The 15822-nt window shown below is 64.1% G+C and carries 13 protein-coding genes and 1 pseudogene; 5 read left to right on the top strand and 9 right to left on the bottom strand.

Annotated elements, in window-relative coordinates; translation table 11 throughout:
- The first annotated feature begins 74 nt into the window (after window positions 1–74).
- Window positions 75–752, top strand: a complete 678-nt coding sequence (locus EV192_RS41160) for an MBL fold metallo-hydrolase (protein ID WP_132124146.1) — start codon at window positions 75–77, stop codon at window positions 750–752.
- Between the two features lie 249 nt (window positions 753–1001).
- Here EV192_RS41160 and EV192_RS41155 read toward each other — a convergent pair whose 3' ends face one another.
- From EV192_RS41155 to EV192_RS41140, 4 genes are read right to left on the bottom strand one after another with little or no spacing between them, the layout of a single operon-like run.
- Window positions 1002–2255 (bottom strand): TIGR02679 family protein, encoded by a 1254-nt coding sequence (locus tag EV192_RS41155; protein ID WP_165960893.1) that lies wholly within the window; start codon window positions 2253–2255, stop codon window positions 1002–1004.
- Between the two features lie 45 nt (window positions 2256–2300).
- The gene (locus EV192_RS41150; protein ID WP_132124144.1) at window positions 2301–6479 is read right to left on the bottom strand and encodes a TIGR02680 family protein; all 4179 of its coding nucleotides are present in this window, start codon (window positions 6477–6479) and stop codon (window positions 2301–2303) included.
- Window positions 6476–7714, bottom strand: a complete 1239-nt coding sequence (locus EV192_RS41145) for a TIGR02678 family protein (RefSeq protein ID WP_132124143.1) — start codon at window positions 7712–7714, stop codon at window positions 6476–6478. The genes EV192_RS41150 and EV192_RS41145 overlap by 4 nt, the downstream gene beginning before the upstream one ends.
- A complete protein-coding gene (locus EV192_RS41140; protein ID WP_207926599.1) occupies window positions 7711–9228 on the bottom strand; it encodes a TIGR02677 family protein in 1518 nt (505 codons plus the stop codon). Before EV192_RS41140 ends, EV192_RS41145 begins: the two co-directional genes overlap by 4 nt.
- Window positions 9229–9574: 346 nt before the next feature.
- Between EV192_RS41140 and EV192_RS41130 the strand changes: the two are divergent.
- A pseudogene (locus EV192_RS41130) lies at window positions 9575–9748 on the top strand (MBL fold metallo-hydrolase); the annotation flags it as partial.
- A 330-nt stretch (window positions 9749–10078) separates the two neighbouring features.
- On the opposite strand, the gene EV192_RS41120 reads toward EV192_RS41130, so the two are convergent.
- A complete protein-coding gene (locus EV192_RS41120; RefSeq protein WP_132124142.1) occupies window positions 10079–10537 on the bottom strand; it encodes a PPOX class F420-dependent oxidoreductase in 459 nt (152 codons plus the stop codon).
- 84 nt (window positions 10538–10621) lie between these two features.
- Here EV192_RS41120 and EV192_RS41115 point away from each other — a divergent pair, with 84 nt between their 5' ends.
- Window positions 10622–11503, top strand: coding sequence for a helix-turn-helix domain-containing protein (locus EV192_RS41115; RefSeq protein WP_132124141.1), 882 nt, complete (start codon window positions 10622–10624; stop codon window positions 11501–11503).
- 328 nt (window positions 11504–11831) lie between these two features.
- Here EV192_RS41115 and EV192_RS41110 read toward each other — a convergent pair whose 3' ends face one another.
- Window positions 11832–12047 carry a hypothetical protein gene (locus tag EV192_RS41110; RefSeq protein ID WP_132124140.1) on the bottom strand — a complete coding sequence of 72 codons (216 nt, stop codon included), beginning with the start codon at window positions 12045–12047 and terminating at the stop codon, window positions 11832–11834.
- A gap of 91 nt (window positions 12048–12138) precedes the next feature.
- Between EV192_RS41110 and EV192_RS41105 the strand changes: the two genes are divergently transcribed.
- Window positions 12139–12444, top strand: a complete 306-nt coding sequence (locus EV192_RS41105) for a hypothetical protein (RefSeq protein ID WP_132124139.1) — start codon at window positions 12139–12141, stop codon at window positions 12442–12444.
- On the opposite strand, the gene EV192_RS57540 is transcribed toward EV192_RS41105, so the two are convergent.
- The 3 genes from EV192_RS57540 to EV192_RS41090 all read right to left on the bottom strand — a co-directional run bounded on the left by EV192_RS57540 (window position 12401) and on the right by EV192_RS41090 (window position 13692).
- Window positions 12401–12640, bottom strand: a complete 240-nt coding sequence (locus tag EV192_RS57540) for a DUF4143 domain-containing protein (protein WP_424923422.1) — start codon at window positions 12638–12640, stop codon at window positions 12401–12403. The genes EV192_RS41105 and EV192_RS57540 overlap by 44 nt on opposite strands.
- 403 nt (window positions 12641–13043) lie before the next feature.
- The gene (locus EV192_RS54325) at window positions 13044–13181 is read right to left on the bottom strand and encodes a hypothetical protein (protein WP_207926598.1); all 138 of its coding nucleotides are present in this window, start codon (window positions 13179–13181) and stop codon (window positions 13044–13046) included.
- Between the two features lie 256 nt (window positions 13182–13437).
- Entirely contained in the window at window positions 13438–13692 is a 255-nt protein-coding gene (locus tag EV192_RS41090) for a hypothetical protein (protein WP_132124137.1), read from the bottom strand.
- A gap of 175 nt (window positions 13693–13867) precedes the next feature.
- Here EV192_RS41090 and EV192_RS41085 point away from each other — a divergent pair, with 175 nt between their 5' ends.
- The gene (locus EV192_RS41085; protein WP_132124136.1) at window positions 13868–15820 is read left to right on the top strand and encodes a UvrD-helicase domain-containing protein; all 1953 of its coding nucleotides are present in this window, start codon (window positions 13868–13870) and stop codon (window positions 15818–15820) included.
- Window positions 15821–15822: the final 2 nt, after the last annotated feature.

The following is a 15822-nucleotide window of genomic DNA, read 5'->3' as shown; positions in this document are numbered from 1 at the left end:
CCTTCGTGACCGGAGCGTAATCAGGCAACCTGTGAAGACACTGAGCAGGTCCTGAAGGACTACTGTCAGCCACTGTGGATGTTGCCTCGAACTACACCGGTCACGTGGACCCAGGCGGCGCGGCGGCCCGCCGAGAACTGACCAACCTGACGATCAGCAAACTGTCGGTCGGCCCGATGGACAACAACGCCTACCTACTGGTCTGTAACACGACCAGGGATGCCCTGTTGGTGGACGCGGCAAACGACCCCGAGCGGATCGAGGACCTGATCGGCCACGACCGAAACCGCCCCCGCCTGCGCACGATAGTGACAACGCACCAACACCCGGACCACTGGCAGGCCCTCGGCGCGGTCGCCGGAGCCAACGGCGCCAACACCATCGCCCACCCCGACGACGCCGAACCCCTCCCCGTCCCCCCGGACACCCTGGTCAACCACGGCGACAAGATCCCGGTCGGCGAGTGCGAACTGGAAGTGATCCACCTCCGCGGCCACACCCCCGGCTCAATCGCCCTCCTCTACCGAGACCCCACCGGCCACCCCCACCTCTTCACCGGCGACTCCCTCTTCCCCGGCGGTGTGGGGCGTACGACATCCCCGGAGGACTTCACCTCGTTGATCAACGACGTGTCTTCCCGGATCTTCGACGTCCTCCCTGACGACACCTGGTTCTACCCGGGCCACGGCGACGACTCGACCTTGGGCGAGCAGAAGCCACACATCGACGAATGGCGCTCCCGCGGCTGGTGACGACGAACGGGGCTGCCTGACATGTAGGCGGCCCCGTTTGCAGTAGTGCAGCAAACGGTCCTCGGCGGGAGGACACCCGCCTTGAGTCACGATTGTCTCGCAGACTTCGTCTACGACGAGCCGAACGGCTGGCGCTCGCCTCCGTCCCAATTGCGTTGACCGTGCCGCCGTCGAACGCATGTGCGACGCCGCCAACCTGCTTTCCGCCCCATCCGCAGCCGCACGACGCACGAAAAGTGCGGATCGCGTTCACTGGTCGGACAAATCGCTCAACAATGTCTCCAACAGGGATTCTTCGTGGACGGCGATCTGGTGTGATCGCATGGCGTGGGCGAGGAAAGGGCTCCATGGGGTGTCGGGGACTGTGCCGGTGATGGGGAGGCTGGAGCCAGTGGACCGCACTGCGGCGAGGTAGTCATCTCCACTGAAGCGCCAGGGGTGGGCGCCCTGAGAGAACAGCCGCGCGGCGATGGTAACGCCGGCGATGTCGAAGTCGCCGTGATAGAAGACCTTGACACCTGCTTGGACGAGGCTGGTGAGGGCCAGAGTGGCTACTGTGGCTGGATTTCCCGATGTGCAGAGCATTGGGTGGGATACGCCGGCGCGGGCTGCGGCTTGCAGGACTTGGGGGTTCTCGCAGACGAACAGTCTGTCACCGGTGGCGGCCCAGGGTTGGTTGGCGCCGGCGTGCCATTCCTGAAGAGTGATGTGAGTGGCCAGGCCGAGGTCGGCGCGGGTGTGCATCATCATCGCCCAGGGATCGGCTCTTGGTGGGCGTAAGCCCCATGTCAATACCGTGCCGGATACTGTGTCGGGATTGATTCCGGCCATGGCCCAGAGGTCGCGTCGGCGGGCGGCGGTGGACGGGAGGGGTTCGCCTGATGCGACTGCGATGGCGCGCAGAACCAATACCGTGACGAGGCGGCCGTCATCCAGGGCGTGGGCGTCGCCGCATGCGCGGCTCGCGAGTTCAGCCAGTTCGAAGGAAGGCGGGAGCGGCAGAGCGACACGCATCGCGTCGTGACTACGGTCCGCCAACGGCGTGGTCTCGGACATTGTTCGCAGGACGGCCATTGTTTGCTGGATCACGGTTTCCGCGGCTTCGCCGGCGCGACCCAGAAGGCCGGCACGGCGAATGCCGTGCTGCCACTCCACGACCCACGGTGCCGCAGCCAGTCCAGCGTTGGCGAGTGAGTTCTCCCAGTACTCCCAGAGGTTATACCGAGAGGTTCGGCGGGCTTCGCTCACTGCCTTCCGGTCCGTGAGGCTGCCCCCGGTAAGTTCGGCTGTGACGGTCACAAGCCCCTGAGCGACGGCAGAAGAACGCAGTGCGGCATCGAGCTCCGCCAGCCGGAGGCGGGCGCGACCCGGTGGCACGGCACGTTTGAGCAGGCCGGACAGGTCTTCGGCCGCTTGATAATCCAGGTCCAGGGTGACAACTCCCGTCACTGTGAGGCCATTGCGTTCCAGCCGATCCCGGATGGTTTGCCACAGCGGCGTCAACCCTGGCGTTGTCAAGTAGGCACGAGCCGCTGACGAAATCATGTGCTAGCCAGCCGATCGCAGGTAGTGCCTGGCACGGCCGTCCCAATGCACGTGTGTCGCGACAGCGGCTGTTCCTTCAGCTCGCCGGATCTCGTAGACGTCCACGCCCGGAACTTGCGAATAGGTCCCCCACAACGCGTGGCCGGTCATGCAGAAGTCCACATCAAGGCGAACCAACAGACCCATCAGCTCCGCGATGGTCCTATCATCCACCTTGGCGAACGCGTCGTCCAGCAAGATCAAGCGGAGGGCCTGGCTGGTGTCCGGCAGCCCGGAAAGGTAGGCGTCCGCCGCCGCGAACAGCGCCACGTACGAAACGAAACGGGTTTCGCCCTGCGAGAGCCGCGCCCGACGGCTGATCTTGCGCTCCTGTCCGGGCGCCGGACCGAGGATGAACACTTCGACGCGATGCCACTGCCGGTAGTCCAGAGCGGAGCGCAGATGCGCGCTGTAGCCACCGTCGGGATCTTCCTTGAAACGATCGTCCACTCGGTCTTTCAGCAGCCGAATCAGTTCGTCGGTCTCCTCTGTCGAGCGGATCGCGGCGCTTGACTGGACAAGTTCGCGGATACGACCTATCGGACTGTCCTTGGGCTCCACGAGCTCCCACTTGAGCCGCACACCGATTCCGTGGCTGGTCCGGATATCACGCAGGCTCGTGTTCATCGCGGTCACCAGTCCCTCGGCCTGGCCAAGCCGGCGCCGCAACTCTTCGCCGACACCACCGATGACGAAGTCCGTGAAGACTTTGTGTTCGCGGTCCGTCAACGCTGAAGCGCCGCGTTCTGCTTGTTCACGGAGCCTGGCCGCGGCAACGGCAACCGGGTAGCGCCCGGTGGCGTCCGTGAGGTCGATCAGCCACACGTCCAACGTCCGGGTCTGCGAGAGGTCGAACGTGTTGGACAACCCGGCGCTCACCGCCTGCAGAGCACGCATCAGAGCGTTCTCGTCGGCCGCCTTGCCTTTCCGTTCAAGTGCTCGTTGAACGGTAACCGCAGCCTGCTCGACATCCGTACTCGTCGGCACTTCCGGCATGGCGGGTAGATCAAAACGGCCGCCTCCAGTAGCTGCCTCGGCCACCCCTGCCAGGCTGGACCTGTCCGTCAACAATGTCAACGCGGTACGCATGGCGTTCTCACCGTTCCTGGTATCCACGCGTGCTCCCTGCATCCTCAGTTCGGCGGCTGTGGATTTCTTGTCGAGTTCTCGTTCCTTGTCGGTGAGGCCATCGATCAGCAGACCGACCTTCCGATGGGCGGTCTTGGCGGTCTTCAGGCGCTCTCGGACCTCCTTCGCCTCCGTGCCGACGGCCTCCTGCAAGGCGGCGAACTTCGCGTGGGCAGAATGCCATTCACGCCAGGATTCCTCCGCGACGAACTCGGCTTGCCGTCGTTCGTCGATGGCCTTGCCGAGTTCCTGCAGTTCGGTCAAGCGAGTCGATCGGCGGCGGCGCAGTGCGTCGAGCCGGTCAGCCAATCCCCGGCAGTTCTCTTTCGCCTGGTTGGCCTTTGCCGCGACGTCCGCGAGTCCCGCTTGATCATAAGGCAGGCCCAGCCGGGAACACTGTTGCTCGTGCGCCGAGCTGTCCTCCGTCAACTCCCGGCGCCTACGTACTGCCTCACTGTGGGCCGTCGTCGCGTCACGCAGCGATCTGGCCGCTGTCGCCGCCGCGATACTGGCGGTCGTTCGTGCCCGGTCCAGTTCAGTTGTTCTCGGTGCGGCACGGACATGCTTCTTGAGCGTAGCTTCAGCCTCAGTCAGCCGCGCCAGCTGGCGCGTCCGCTCGTCGGATCGCAGCTGGATCTTCGCAAGTTCCTCGTCAATCTCAGCAAGTCGTTCAGCACGAGCGGCAGCGCGAGCAGCAGCGCCGACATACCGAGCTCGATCAGCGCTGTTCTTGCCCTGCAACGGACCTGAACCCCAGCGACCGTCCACATCGACCCAGGTGCCGTGCCCTGGCCCGCTGCCCACTCTGGACAGTACGGCTGTGACAAGCTCACGAGGCAGACCACTTGCTGGATCCCATTGCAGGACTGTGGTCAAGGAGCAAACTGCTTCTGGCGCGTCCAGGGTCAGCAGGACCTGCCCGTCCTCTGCGCGAACGGTACCGTCTGTGCTCAACGCCGCGGACAGCAATCCCGCGGACAACAGTGCCGCCTCCAGTCCGGCACGGTCGACCTCATTCAGGTCCGCACCGAACTCGACGGTGCGCCACAGCGGCACAGATCCAGGGGGGCCGGTTCGCATCCATGGCGCGGCAGGTGGTTCGGAATCTCGATCAGCCCGCAGGCCGTTCTGCTCATCCAGCAAATGCTCGCGAGCTGCTTTGTCGTCCAGGTCTTCACGTCGCAGGGTGGCGCGAGAGTCGGCAATCGCATTTCGAGCAGACGACGAACTCTCGCTGGCAGCCTCGTCGAGTTGCGTGAGGTCATCGCCGGCCGGCTCACCGGTAAGCGCGTCCGCGTCGATCAACAACGGCCCTACTGCGGTGCTTGCCCAGTCGATGTCGCCGAGAAGCGAACGAGTCTGGTCGTCCGCGGTCCACCGTCTCCACGCCGTCGCCAGCGCTCGGGCTCTATCGTCGCGGTCATCCGCTGTATCCTGAGCTTGCGCGGCGTTTTCCGCAGCGCGTTCGCTCAACTCCTCCGCACGGTCCTCCGCGATCGAAACCTCATTCTCGCGGTTGTCCAATGCTTTGGCGGTAGCCAGTCTGCTCGTGGCTTCCGTGGATCGTCTGCTCATCGCCTGAGCAGCGTCCACAACCGTCCGGTGAGCCTCGTCCACATCGTCTGGAACAACTTCGAGCCGCGTCGGACTAGGACGTGAGAACAGTTCTGGAGCATCGGTCAAGGTTGACCTGACCAGCTCCTGCGGAGGCTCTTGTGGAGTCAGGTCCACCGCCACGGTGGCCGGAAGAGTCGTGATCGGCATTCGAGCACCGGACGCTGCCTGCCTGACTTCGTTGAGCACTGCGCACGCCCGCTTCGCTTCGGCAGCGATCTCCTCTGCCTGAGTGTCTATGCGGCGCACCGCAGCGCTCTCCTCCTGGCGTCGGGCGACGGCAGCGGACAGGTCACTGCCTGCGGCCCTGCCGAGTGAACTGACGCTCTGAGCCAGATTCTCGATGTTCAGGCCCGCTTTGTAGGCGTCGGAGTCCTTGATCCCCTCGATAGTCGACTGCAGCACCACATCCTGTGCCCTGGCCTCAGCGAGCCGCCGCAAGATCTCCGAGTGATCCAGGACCAGCGCCGCATGGGCATGCTCGGCCTTCTGCTCGTTGTCAGCGAAGTCCTTCGCTGCTATCGCGGCCACCCGAGCCTGCTCAGCTGTGTCGAACAGCGCCCGCACGGTGTATCTGCGGTAGACGTCGAGAAACGTGTCGATATGTTCGACCGCTTCGACCAGTCGTCGCTGCTCTTCCCGCGAGTCGGAGAGCGAGTCAAGACGCTCGCCGGCTTCCCGCAACGTGTTCTCCGACAGGGGCGGAAGCGCGTCGGAAAGAATCTTCGGCAGGTTGCCCTCGTCGATCCGGTTGCCCATGTCGGGCGCACGCAACGTATGCAGCAACTGCAGGAGACCGCCGTAGCGTTCTTTCCCGCTGTTGCCCGAAAGTCCGAACACCGTCGCGCCGACTCGCTCGCGGTGGACGTCGGCTTTCTCGGTGATCCTGTCGGCACCGATGAGTTCGCCCAGGTGCTCCCGTGACAGCGGTTGCCGTCGATCGTCCATCAACGGCAGGTCCACGCCGACCCGCAGCGGCGTCGTGAAGTACCAGGGCTTGGCCTCGCCCGTACTCACTGAAAAGCGGACGAGCGCGCCGATGGTCAGGAACTGCTCGGCCTGGTCGTCTTCCTGGCGGGCCAGCTCCAGCCAGAGATAGCCCAGCCGGTTCTGGCCGTGCGCGCCGTGGCGCATCAGATCCTCGAGACGGACCTTGCCCGATCCGGTCGCGTCCATTTTGCGCCGGTCGGCGTCCAGCAGGAACGGCAGCAGCATCTCCAGCGCCCGACTCTTGCCAGAACCGTTGGTACCGCGCAGGATCATCCGTCCGCCGGTGAACTGGAAGGTCGTGTCGTAGTAGTACCAGACGTTGACCACACCGGCTCTGGCCAGCCGCCAACGGTGCGGGTGGTGTTTCGGTCGGGCCGCGAGCAGAGTGTCCGGATCGACGTCGACCGTCATGAGATCCCCTCCGGGAAAAGGCTTTCTTGATCCTGCCCGCGAACCGTTTGGGTACGCGCTGGGGCGCGCTGCGGTTCTGGGCGGTAACGAGCACAAGCCGGATGCAGGATCAGTCCGTCCACTGAGTTTCGTGCCAGACTCACGGACTCCAGTAGCCGCACAACTTCGGCCTGCAGCAGAACGGGATCCTCGGTGTACTTCTTGCTGAACGTGCTTCCGTACTGCTCGACCAGCAACTCGATGTTCGACTGCACCAACCGCATCGGCGCCAGGACTCCAGGGACTGGGCGGCCATTGGCGAGCACAGTGTCCGTTGCCGACGCATTGAGATCGTCGGTGAGCGCGTTGACTACCAGCAAGGCAGCGTGTGGGACGGTCCCGATGCCAGGGAATGTGACGTCACTGAACGTCTCCTCGGTGTCGTAGGCAAGGACTCCTTCGGCCCGGGCCTCCAGGGTGAGTCCGAACGACTCGTCGAGGACTCTCGTCAGTTCGCGCCGTTCACGCGACAGCACGTCCCGCTCAGCATCGGTGAGGTCTTCTCGTCGGATCAGGGGATTCTCGACGAGCTTGCGGCGAAGGCTGCGCCTCGGCTGTTCCAGCTCTGCTGGATCGATGTACGAGCCGTCGACCAGAGACCCAGGGTCCGCGATGTCCTGCAGGGAACGCGCCAGCAGATTCGGCAGCAGCGGCCGGTGGACGTCGAGCAACGCCTCGTCCTGTCGTGTCTCCCAGCCGGCGACAGTGCCGTCGGTCTCAATCAGGACACCCCATTCGACCAGCAGCATGATCGCATACACGAGGTGCCTGCGTTCGGCCCCTGTGTCCTCAATGGTCACACCGGCTGTCACAGCGTCGGCCCGGATCTGCTCGACCAGGGTACTCATCAGAACCTGATCACCTGTACTTGACGACAACAGGCTCGCACACACCAATGACAGGTATGTGTACGTCTTTGCTGTGAAAGGTCTTTCGCTGCGGGCGAGTACCGGTCGGGCGGGCGTGTCCTGACTCAGCGGAGACTTCAGCAATCTTGCGAAGGTCGACTCGACGACCAGCTGGTACCCGAGCGTCGTCATGAACATCTTCTTGAGCTGTGTGGCGTGTTTGCGAACCAGGACGAGTTGATCCGGCTGAGCAGCCGCCGTGATGATGGGCTTCATCAGCAACGTCCGTGCTGCGAGTCTGCGCTCGTTCGCGTCGTGCTCTTCTGTGCCAGCGGGCCCTGTGTTCATCCGGTTCTCCCCGCACGTCCGACGGATTGACCAGAGTGTCTGCTCGCGGTGAGGCGCAGTTCATGGACCAGGACCACACCGTCGTCCGCATGGATCACGGTTCGCCCGCCCGCCACGGTTTCAGCAGTGATCTCCAGGTCGAGGTCGGTGTCGGCTTCACGGACCGGTCTGCTGAGATCCTGGTTCTTGCTCAGCAGCAATCCCAGCAACGCGAGGAGCAGGTCACGCGACGCCGGGCTGACACGGGCACCGTCGAGCACTCCGGCCGCGACCAGCTCGTCGGCCGCCATCTGGCGATCCCGTGCCTCCAGCTCGGCCTGGCGCAGCAGGCGCTCCTGGTCCTTGCCCGGGTCAGGGACAGCCGCGGAACGACCACGCGCCGTACGATCACCACGATCACGCATGCTGATGGGGACATCGATCGGTGTCGCGTCCCACCACGACGTGTTCACGCCATCGCGGACACCAGGTTCCTCTGGCCCGCCGAAGAGATGCCGCGACGGATAGGCGCCGAATGTCGCGGCGTAGAGCCGGTGTACGTCGATATCGCCTGACCTGTCGAACCAGGCCGCCAGTTTGAGCAGGTCGGCCCGTCTGCTCACGCCGGTTCCGGCGGCAGCGAGCATCCGCCTGGCGTTGGCCAGCAGCTGGCGTAGGGCTTGATCGGCGGCCACGCGCAGGGTCTCGGGCCCGGAGCGGCCGTCTTGCTCGCTGTACCAGTCGCGTAGCTGGTCCCAGTCCGCGCGACTACGACCGGGCAGGCGGTCCACGGGCGTGCCATCCGGCATGATCAGCAACGGCAAGCTGTCGAGGATCTCCAGGATCTGACTCACCCGGGGCTTCAACAAGTCACAGCGTGCCGCGATGGCCGGCGCGTGCCGGGACACGTCGGCCGTGATCAAGTCGATGTATTCGAGCAGCAGTTCCTTGAAACGGCGATACTCATCGCCGACGAGGTCATAGCGCGACAAAACCGCGTTCAGATAGGCATAGAAGTCTCGAACGCTTTCGTTGAACAACCGCTGGTTGTTGAAAACCGTGGTCACGTCGCCGGCCAGTGCCTCGGCGTCCGGCGACGGCTCATCGAGGCGTGCGATTATCCGGTCCAATACCTGCACCGTCGCGCCGAGCAACTCCCGGGCGACCTCCTGTGCCCCATCGCCTGCCGCGAGGATAGCTTCCACGTCTCGATGGACCCGGCCACCTAGTTTCGAGGCCTGGTAGCGGCTACGAGATCTCAGGAAATCGCGCACGCTCGGCACCCTGGCGTCACGCATTCCGCGTACCAGGTTGCCCCACACACGCAACTGCTCGCAGCGGTTGGTCGCCTCGTCGACAGACAGGGAGACTCCGTGTTCCAAGAGCTGGTGAGCCACTTCGGACGCGGACAAGTCGACGAGCAGCGGGCCAGTGAAGAGATTCATGACGGCCCGGTACTCGTTGGCGTATTCTGTGGTCAGGTAAACGAACAAGCTGGCGCGCTCAGCACTCATGCTGTTGTTGTCCTCACCCACGCCGACCCTCCCGCCAGGACTCGCTCACAGAGGCACATCGGCGACGCGGCGGTCCTCGTAACACTCCCATCGCCGTTCTGTTCATCCAACAGCTCCGGGCCTGCGACGAACCTCGAAAGTTCACTAGATCGAGTGATTGCTGGTTCCTTCTCCATGAGCGGTGACAACTTCGACCGAGCAGCTCCAGGCGATGAAACCGACCATGGCGAGCAGGACCAGGTTCACCACCAACCCGGATGACGTCAAAGGGCTTCACGACCTGCCGACCGTCGTGCCGGTCACTCGCCCCGCGAGTACCTCACGAGTCGACCTGACTCGTGTTGCGCCGCCTGTTCACCGCTGACGCGATACTCTGTTCCCATGAGGCGTGGGGCGGACGACGTCTCCGGAGGACTTCACGTCGTTGATCAACGACGTGTCGTCGCGGATCTTCGACGTATTGCCGGACGACACGTGGTTCTACCCCGGCCACAGCGACGACTCGACGCTCGGTGAGCAGAAGCCGCACATCGACGAATGACGCGCCCGCGGCTGGTGACCTCCGCACGCGTGGAGTTCCACACTTGACGTGGTTGCTCCACGCGTGCCGCACCTGTTCCTTGACGCCACACACGAACGGGTTGGTCTCACATTCGACGGGAAACCGAGCTGAGGCTCCGCGGTGGCCTCCAACCGGACAGCACGAAGTTCTCGCGATGGTTGCCCCACGGCATTGGGGTCATTGGCATCTCGCCACAACGTGTACTTCGTGCCGATGACGAAGTGGAGCTTGCTCTCCCTGTCGCCGTAGGCCGAGGCGGTGTCCAGGACATCGCCGCCCGCGTCGGCACTCTCGCGCGCTACCGCATGCTCACACGCCCTTCGATGTCGGCAGGGATGCCACATCACGGGCCGAGAACTCAAAGGACGAGCCCTCGATTCCCCAGGACACGATCCGTCGCGGTGACACCCGGATCCACGCGGCGTCGAAGGCGAAGGCACTCCCGAGCCGCTCCCCGATCTCGGCGCCGCCGGTGGTGTGCGCCTCGGCACGGCCCCGGATCTCGATCCCTCGCGGTGTCCACGGATCGATGTTCGCGACATCGTCGACGACCAGCGCGACGTCCGGGTTCGCCTCGACGTCGCGGAATTTCTTGCTCGCGGCCATGCCACTGCCGACGTAGCCGCCGATGACGAACTCGTCGGTGGCGAAGTCCACCAGGAACCCCACCGGCTTGACCCCCGGCCTGCCGTCCACACCGACCGTCGCGAGTCGGGCCAGGAGCTGACTGCGCAGGTACTCGATCTCTGCTTCGGTGAACACACTCATGCCCACAGCCTGGGCTGATGCGCTCGACGGAGGGAGACCGTGCCAGGGCCCCTCTGCGCGCGGCGCGGCCTTAGAGTCGGGACCATGCCTGACAACGCACTGGGAGGATTCCTGAGGGCCCGGCGGGAGGCGATCGCCCCGTCCGAAGTCGGCCTCCCGGCCGGCGCCCGCCGACGCACACCCGGACTGCGCCGCAGCGAACTGGCCTCACTCGCGGGGATCAGCGTGGAGTACCTGACACGCCTGGAGCGGGGACGCGACCGCCATCCGTCAGGCCAGGTACTTGGTGCGCTCGCCGATGCCCTTCGCCTCTCGCCTGAGGAACGCGTGCACCTGCATCGCCTGCTCAAGGCAGACAACGGCGAGACATGCGCGCAGTCGACTCGCCCGATGCAGCCACTGCGCCCTACGGTGCGGACGCTGCTCGACCGGCTCGAGTCAACTCCCGCACTCGTCGTCGATCCGCAGGGAGACGTGCTCGCCTGCACCGTCGGATTCCGGTGGCTCGCGGCCCCGGTCGGCCTCCTCGACGCCGACCAGCCCAACCTCACCCGCTTCGTGTTCACCGACACCAGGTCGCGCGCGGCATTCCCGGACTGGGAACAGGTTGCGGACCAACGCGCCGCCGCCCTGCGGGCCTCGGCCGACCTCGGCAGCCACCCCGCAGCCGCACTCGCCGAAGAGCTGTCCATCACGGCCGGCACCGAGTTCGGCCGCCGGTTCGCGGCCTCCGCCGTCCTGCCCACCTGGACCGGCGTCGAGCGGTGGGAGCACCCAACGGCCGGTGCACTGCGCCTCGCCTACGAGAGCCTCCTTCTGCCCGGCGCGGAGGAGTATCGCCTTGTCGCCTACCTCCCGGGCGATGCCGACACGTCCAAAGCCCTCGCCGCGCTCAACTGGCCAGCTGAAAGCGGGTCGAGATCCACTGTCCGATCGGTGGCCACCTCTGAGGGAAGCTGGGCATAGCCACCCGCAAGTTTGTTCCCCGGAGGACTCGACTCTCGGGAGCAGCGACCGCACCCCGTTTTGCTGGGCCACGCTCACGAGCCATCGTAATCTGCCCGGACATATTTGAAGATCCAGATTCCGTCTCGCCCCCTGCCATCGAGCTCATAGACCAACGACGGGCACCACGGAATCTCCGGAACCGGCCACGACATGGGCGAAAAGGGCCTACCACCCGGCCCCAACGGAACGGAAACCTCTTTGCCGTCCCACATACCCCCGACAAGCTTTGCCTCACCAACCCTCATGGCACGCAGGCTATAGCCAACCCCAGCTCCAACAAAATAACTCAGCCGAATGAATTTTCGACAAGATTCAGCAATTCCTGAAGGCGAAATTCCAGATTCGCAGCTCGGCCATGCTCGGCAGCCAGCGCAAGATTGGTGAGGTCAATCGAGAGCCGAATAGAGGAGTGGAATCGCTCAAGATCGGTGTCCACTTCTGATGTCTGACTCAACGGAACGTTGACCAGACATGTCGACGACACGATCTCCCTGACGGCCACGCCGCTCCCACAGCACCGGATGACACAGGGAGTCACTCTCCGCTTTGCGGCCAGGGAGGACACCCACTTCGACAAAGCACCGGTGTAGAGGATGACTGCGGTCGCCAAGCCTGTTTCTCAGGGCTCGGATCCCCCGCAGATCCTCACCATGGATACGGGCTCCTGCCTTGATCTCAAACGCGAGAACCGCGCCGTCATCACGCTCAAGGACAAGGTCGACCTCGTCTGCTGTGGCGGTGCGAAAGTGCCCGACCGCGACAGGCGCATCCCACCAGCTGACCTGCTTGAGGATCTCACCCATGTGCCCGTACTCGGTCAGCACAGCGGGATCACTTGGGCGATCTTCGCCGGAGTCAGGCTGAGCAGCCAAGCCATGATCCCGGCGTCGACAAGATGAACCTGGGGTGACGTGATATCCGCGATCCCAGGGTTGTCCCCCAAGTAGGCAGGCGTTGAATGAGGAATACCGCTTCAAGGAGGCGCAGGTAGTTCTCCGCACTGCTCTTCTCCATCCCGATGGACTGAGCAGCCGAGGCGATGGTCAACACCTGTCCAGACCTGGCGGCCAGTTGGTTGAGGAGTTGGGGCAGCATCTCGCGTTGCCGGACTCGGCTCAACTCGATCACATCGCGCTCGACAATGAGATCGAGATAGTTGCTGAACCAGCGAGAACGTGAACGCCCAGGAGGCCGCCGCAAAGCCACCGGCATACCTCCTGATGTCACGCGTCGGGCGTACTCGTCTCGAGTCGTTAGGGACGGCTCAACAACGGGCGGCGATGTCATGCCCTGAAGCAGCCGATGAACCAGTGGCTCGCTCGTGTTCCCGTCGATTTCCATCTGGGCGAATGGCAACACGTCGAGAATGTCGACCCTGCCCGTCAGCGACTGCCCAGCTCACAGGCGTGGCCCTCGAACGAGATGACGCCAGATCGTCTGCATCGAGCCCAAGGCAAGGGACACAGTCACAGCCGAGGACTTCGAGGGCCTTGCAGCGCTACGGGAGCTGGTCGGAGACCAGTTTCGCCAGGGCATCGTTCCGCACAGCCAAGCGCGGCGGCACCAACCTCGGCACATTGGTCGCCAATTCCCGCATCATCCACGTCAACCCGGCGACTTCAACGTCCACAGTCACGGTCACGAACCATCGTAGTCTGCCCGGACGTATTTGAAGATCCAGATTCCGTCTCGACCCCTGCCGTCGAGCTCATAGACCAATGACGGGCACCATGGAATCTCCGGAACCGGCCACGACATGGGCGAAAAAGGCCTACCACCCGGCCCCAACGGAACGGAAACCTCTTTGCCGTCCCACATACCCCCGACAAGCTTTGCTTCACCAACCCTCATGGCACGCAGGTTATAACCAACCGCAGCTCCAACAAAATAACTCAACTGAATGATTTTTCGGCAGGGTTCAGTAATTCCTGAAGGCGAAATTCCGGATTCGCAGCTCGGCCGAATCGCTCGTCGTCGATCTCGTCGGGCTCGGTGCCGCTTTGAGTGCCGCTGCGGATGGCCTCTACGCCCATCTCGCCGCGCCGGGTCGGCGGGGCGGCCTCAGGAGGGGCGGCCTTGGAGCGCTCAGACGGGCTCGCCGCGGCGCGAGCGGCCGTCTCCCTGTTCACAACCTTGCCGTCCGCCAATTCGTCGAACCAACTGGAGCAAAGATGTGCGCGGCAAGGATCCACCCAGCGGGGCGAACGAATGTTCGAAGGCCGTCGTGGCGTTGGGACGTTCGAGTGGTTGTCGTGTTTTTCTCCCCACCACCGCACAGACAGCCTTACGTTGATCTTCTTGGACGACAGGGTGGAGAGCTGAATGGGTCTGAGCAACCACTCGCGACGACAGGTGGAGAAACGGGCTGGCGAAATGATCGCCCGGTCGACGTCGGAGCTGCGGCCGCTGGAACGTCGAGTGCTGACGGCGCTGCTGGCGCGTACTGCCGAAGGCTGGCACTTGTTCGTCCGTCAACGTATGGGTGATCCGAACGCGGCCGTTGCGTTCCTCATCGGGCCCGGTGGGATGTTCGCGGTGCTGATCAAGGATGAGCCGCCGGACACGCCAACCGCACGAGCCACGCTTTGGCAGGCCGAACAGCGGTATTCGGGGGTGCGGGGGCCGGGTGGTCGGGTACTGCCGGAATCAGCGGTCAACCTGCTCGTCATCTGTGCCGGCGACCACCGGGGTGCGCAGCCGAGTGAGCTTTACCTGCTGCTGGGCGAGTCGGAGCTGCCGTCTTTCTTTGGCCGCCGCGACCAGCGGCTGGATCGTCGTGCGACTACCTTGTTCGCGAATGAGGCCGCCAAACGGCTCGTGGAGTACGAGCGGCTGCAGGTGCCCTTGCCTGAGCGGACCACAGACGCGGTGGGGTTGTTGGCTGAGGGGGATCTCACCGCTGATCAGGTCGACGCCGCTCAACAGCGTTCTTTCGAATCCTGGCTCACGTTCCTGCACCCTCACCAACGGGCGGTGGTGACCCGTGACTACAGCGGCCCTGCCCGGATCAGCGGCCCTGCGGGCACCGGAAAAACTGTCGTTGCTCTACACCGGCTCCGATACCTGGCGCGGCGCACAACCGGCCCGTTGTTGTTCACGACATTTGTCCGCACGCTACCGACCGTGCACGAGTCTTCGTTCCACCGACTGGCTCCCGAGTTCATTGACCGGGTCGAGTTCGTCAATCTGCACGCGTGGGTTCGGTCCTTTCTCGGCAATCGCGGCCACGACGTACATGTCCAGCAGGGCAAGGTGGACAACGCCTTCAGCCGGGCGTGGCTGGCCCACCGGGACCGGCTTGAGCCCCTCGAACAGCACAGCTACTGGCGAACCGAGATCGACCGGGTCATCAAGGGCCGAGGCATTCCCAGCCTGGACAGCTACCTCCGTACGCTCAGGCGAGGGCGAACCCTTCGGCTGGACGGCGGGGTAAGGACAGTTGTATGGCAACTGTACGAGTCGTACCAGCGAAATCTCAGCGAGAAGAACCTTTGTGACTTCAACGACCTGATCAGCCTCGCGCTCGCCGAACTGACCGAGCAGCCGCTCGACAAACCTTACGAGGCCGTGGTTGTGGACGAAGTACAGGACATCACGCTGGTTGGCCTACGTCTTCTCAAAACACTGGCAGGTGTGGGCAGAAACCGGCTTCTTCTCGTCGGAGACGGTCAGCAACAGGTGTATCCCGGTGGCTGGCGGCTCTCCGACGCCGACATCCCTGTTCAGGGCCGGGGTGAAGTGCTTCGGGTGAACTATCGGAACCGGGCCGAGGTGCTCAGGTTCGCCCAGCGATTCGACGCGAAGAACCAGGTGGACGACCTGGATGGGGGTTCGGGTGTCGCGCTGCGGGACGTGGAGCTCGCCAACTCCGGCGGTAAGACGCTGTACTGGAAAGGCTCACCACGTGACCTTTCCACCGCTCTCGTGACCGCGGTACATAACCTGCCAGTCCCCCGTGGACAGTCGGCGTTGATCGTGTTTCATCACCGCGACCTCGCCATGTGCGCGAAGATACTGAACAACGCGGGAATCGGGACGCTGCATCTGGACAACTACCGAGGCGACACCGACGACGTGTTGAAGATCGGCACTGTGCATCGCGCGAAGGGCCTGGACTTTCAGGGAGTGTTGGTTGTGCAGTCCGACTCGGACGTGACCGAGGAGACGGCCGGCGACCAGGAAAACCGCGACTTGCGGGGGAGGCAGCACCTGGTGGCCGCCACCCGGGCACGGGACTTCCTCTGGTGGGGCAGGGTCGTGCCAGATCAGTCGTGAAC

It is taken from the genome of Actinocrispum wychmicini (genome assembly GCF_004345645.1).
Lineage (GTDB): Bacteria > Actinomycetota > Actinomycetes > Mycobacteriales > Pseudonocardiaceae > Kibdelosporangium > Kibdelosporangium wychmicini.
This window is presented reverse-complemented; position numbering and strand designations above follow the sequence as displayed.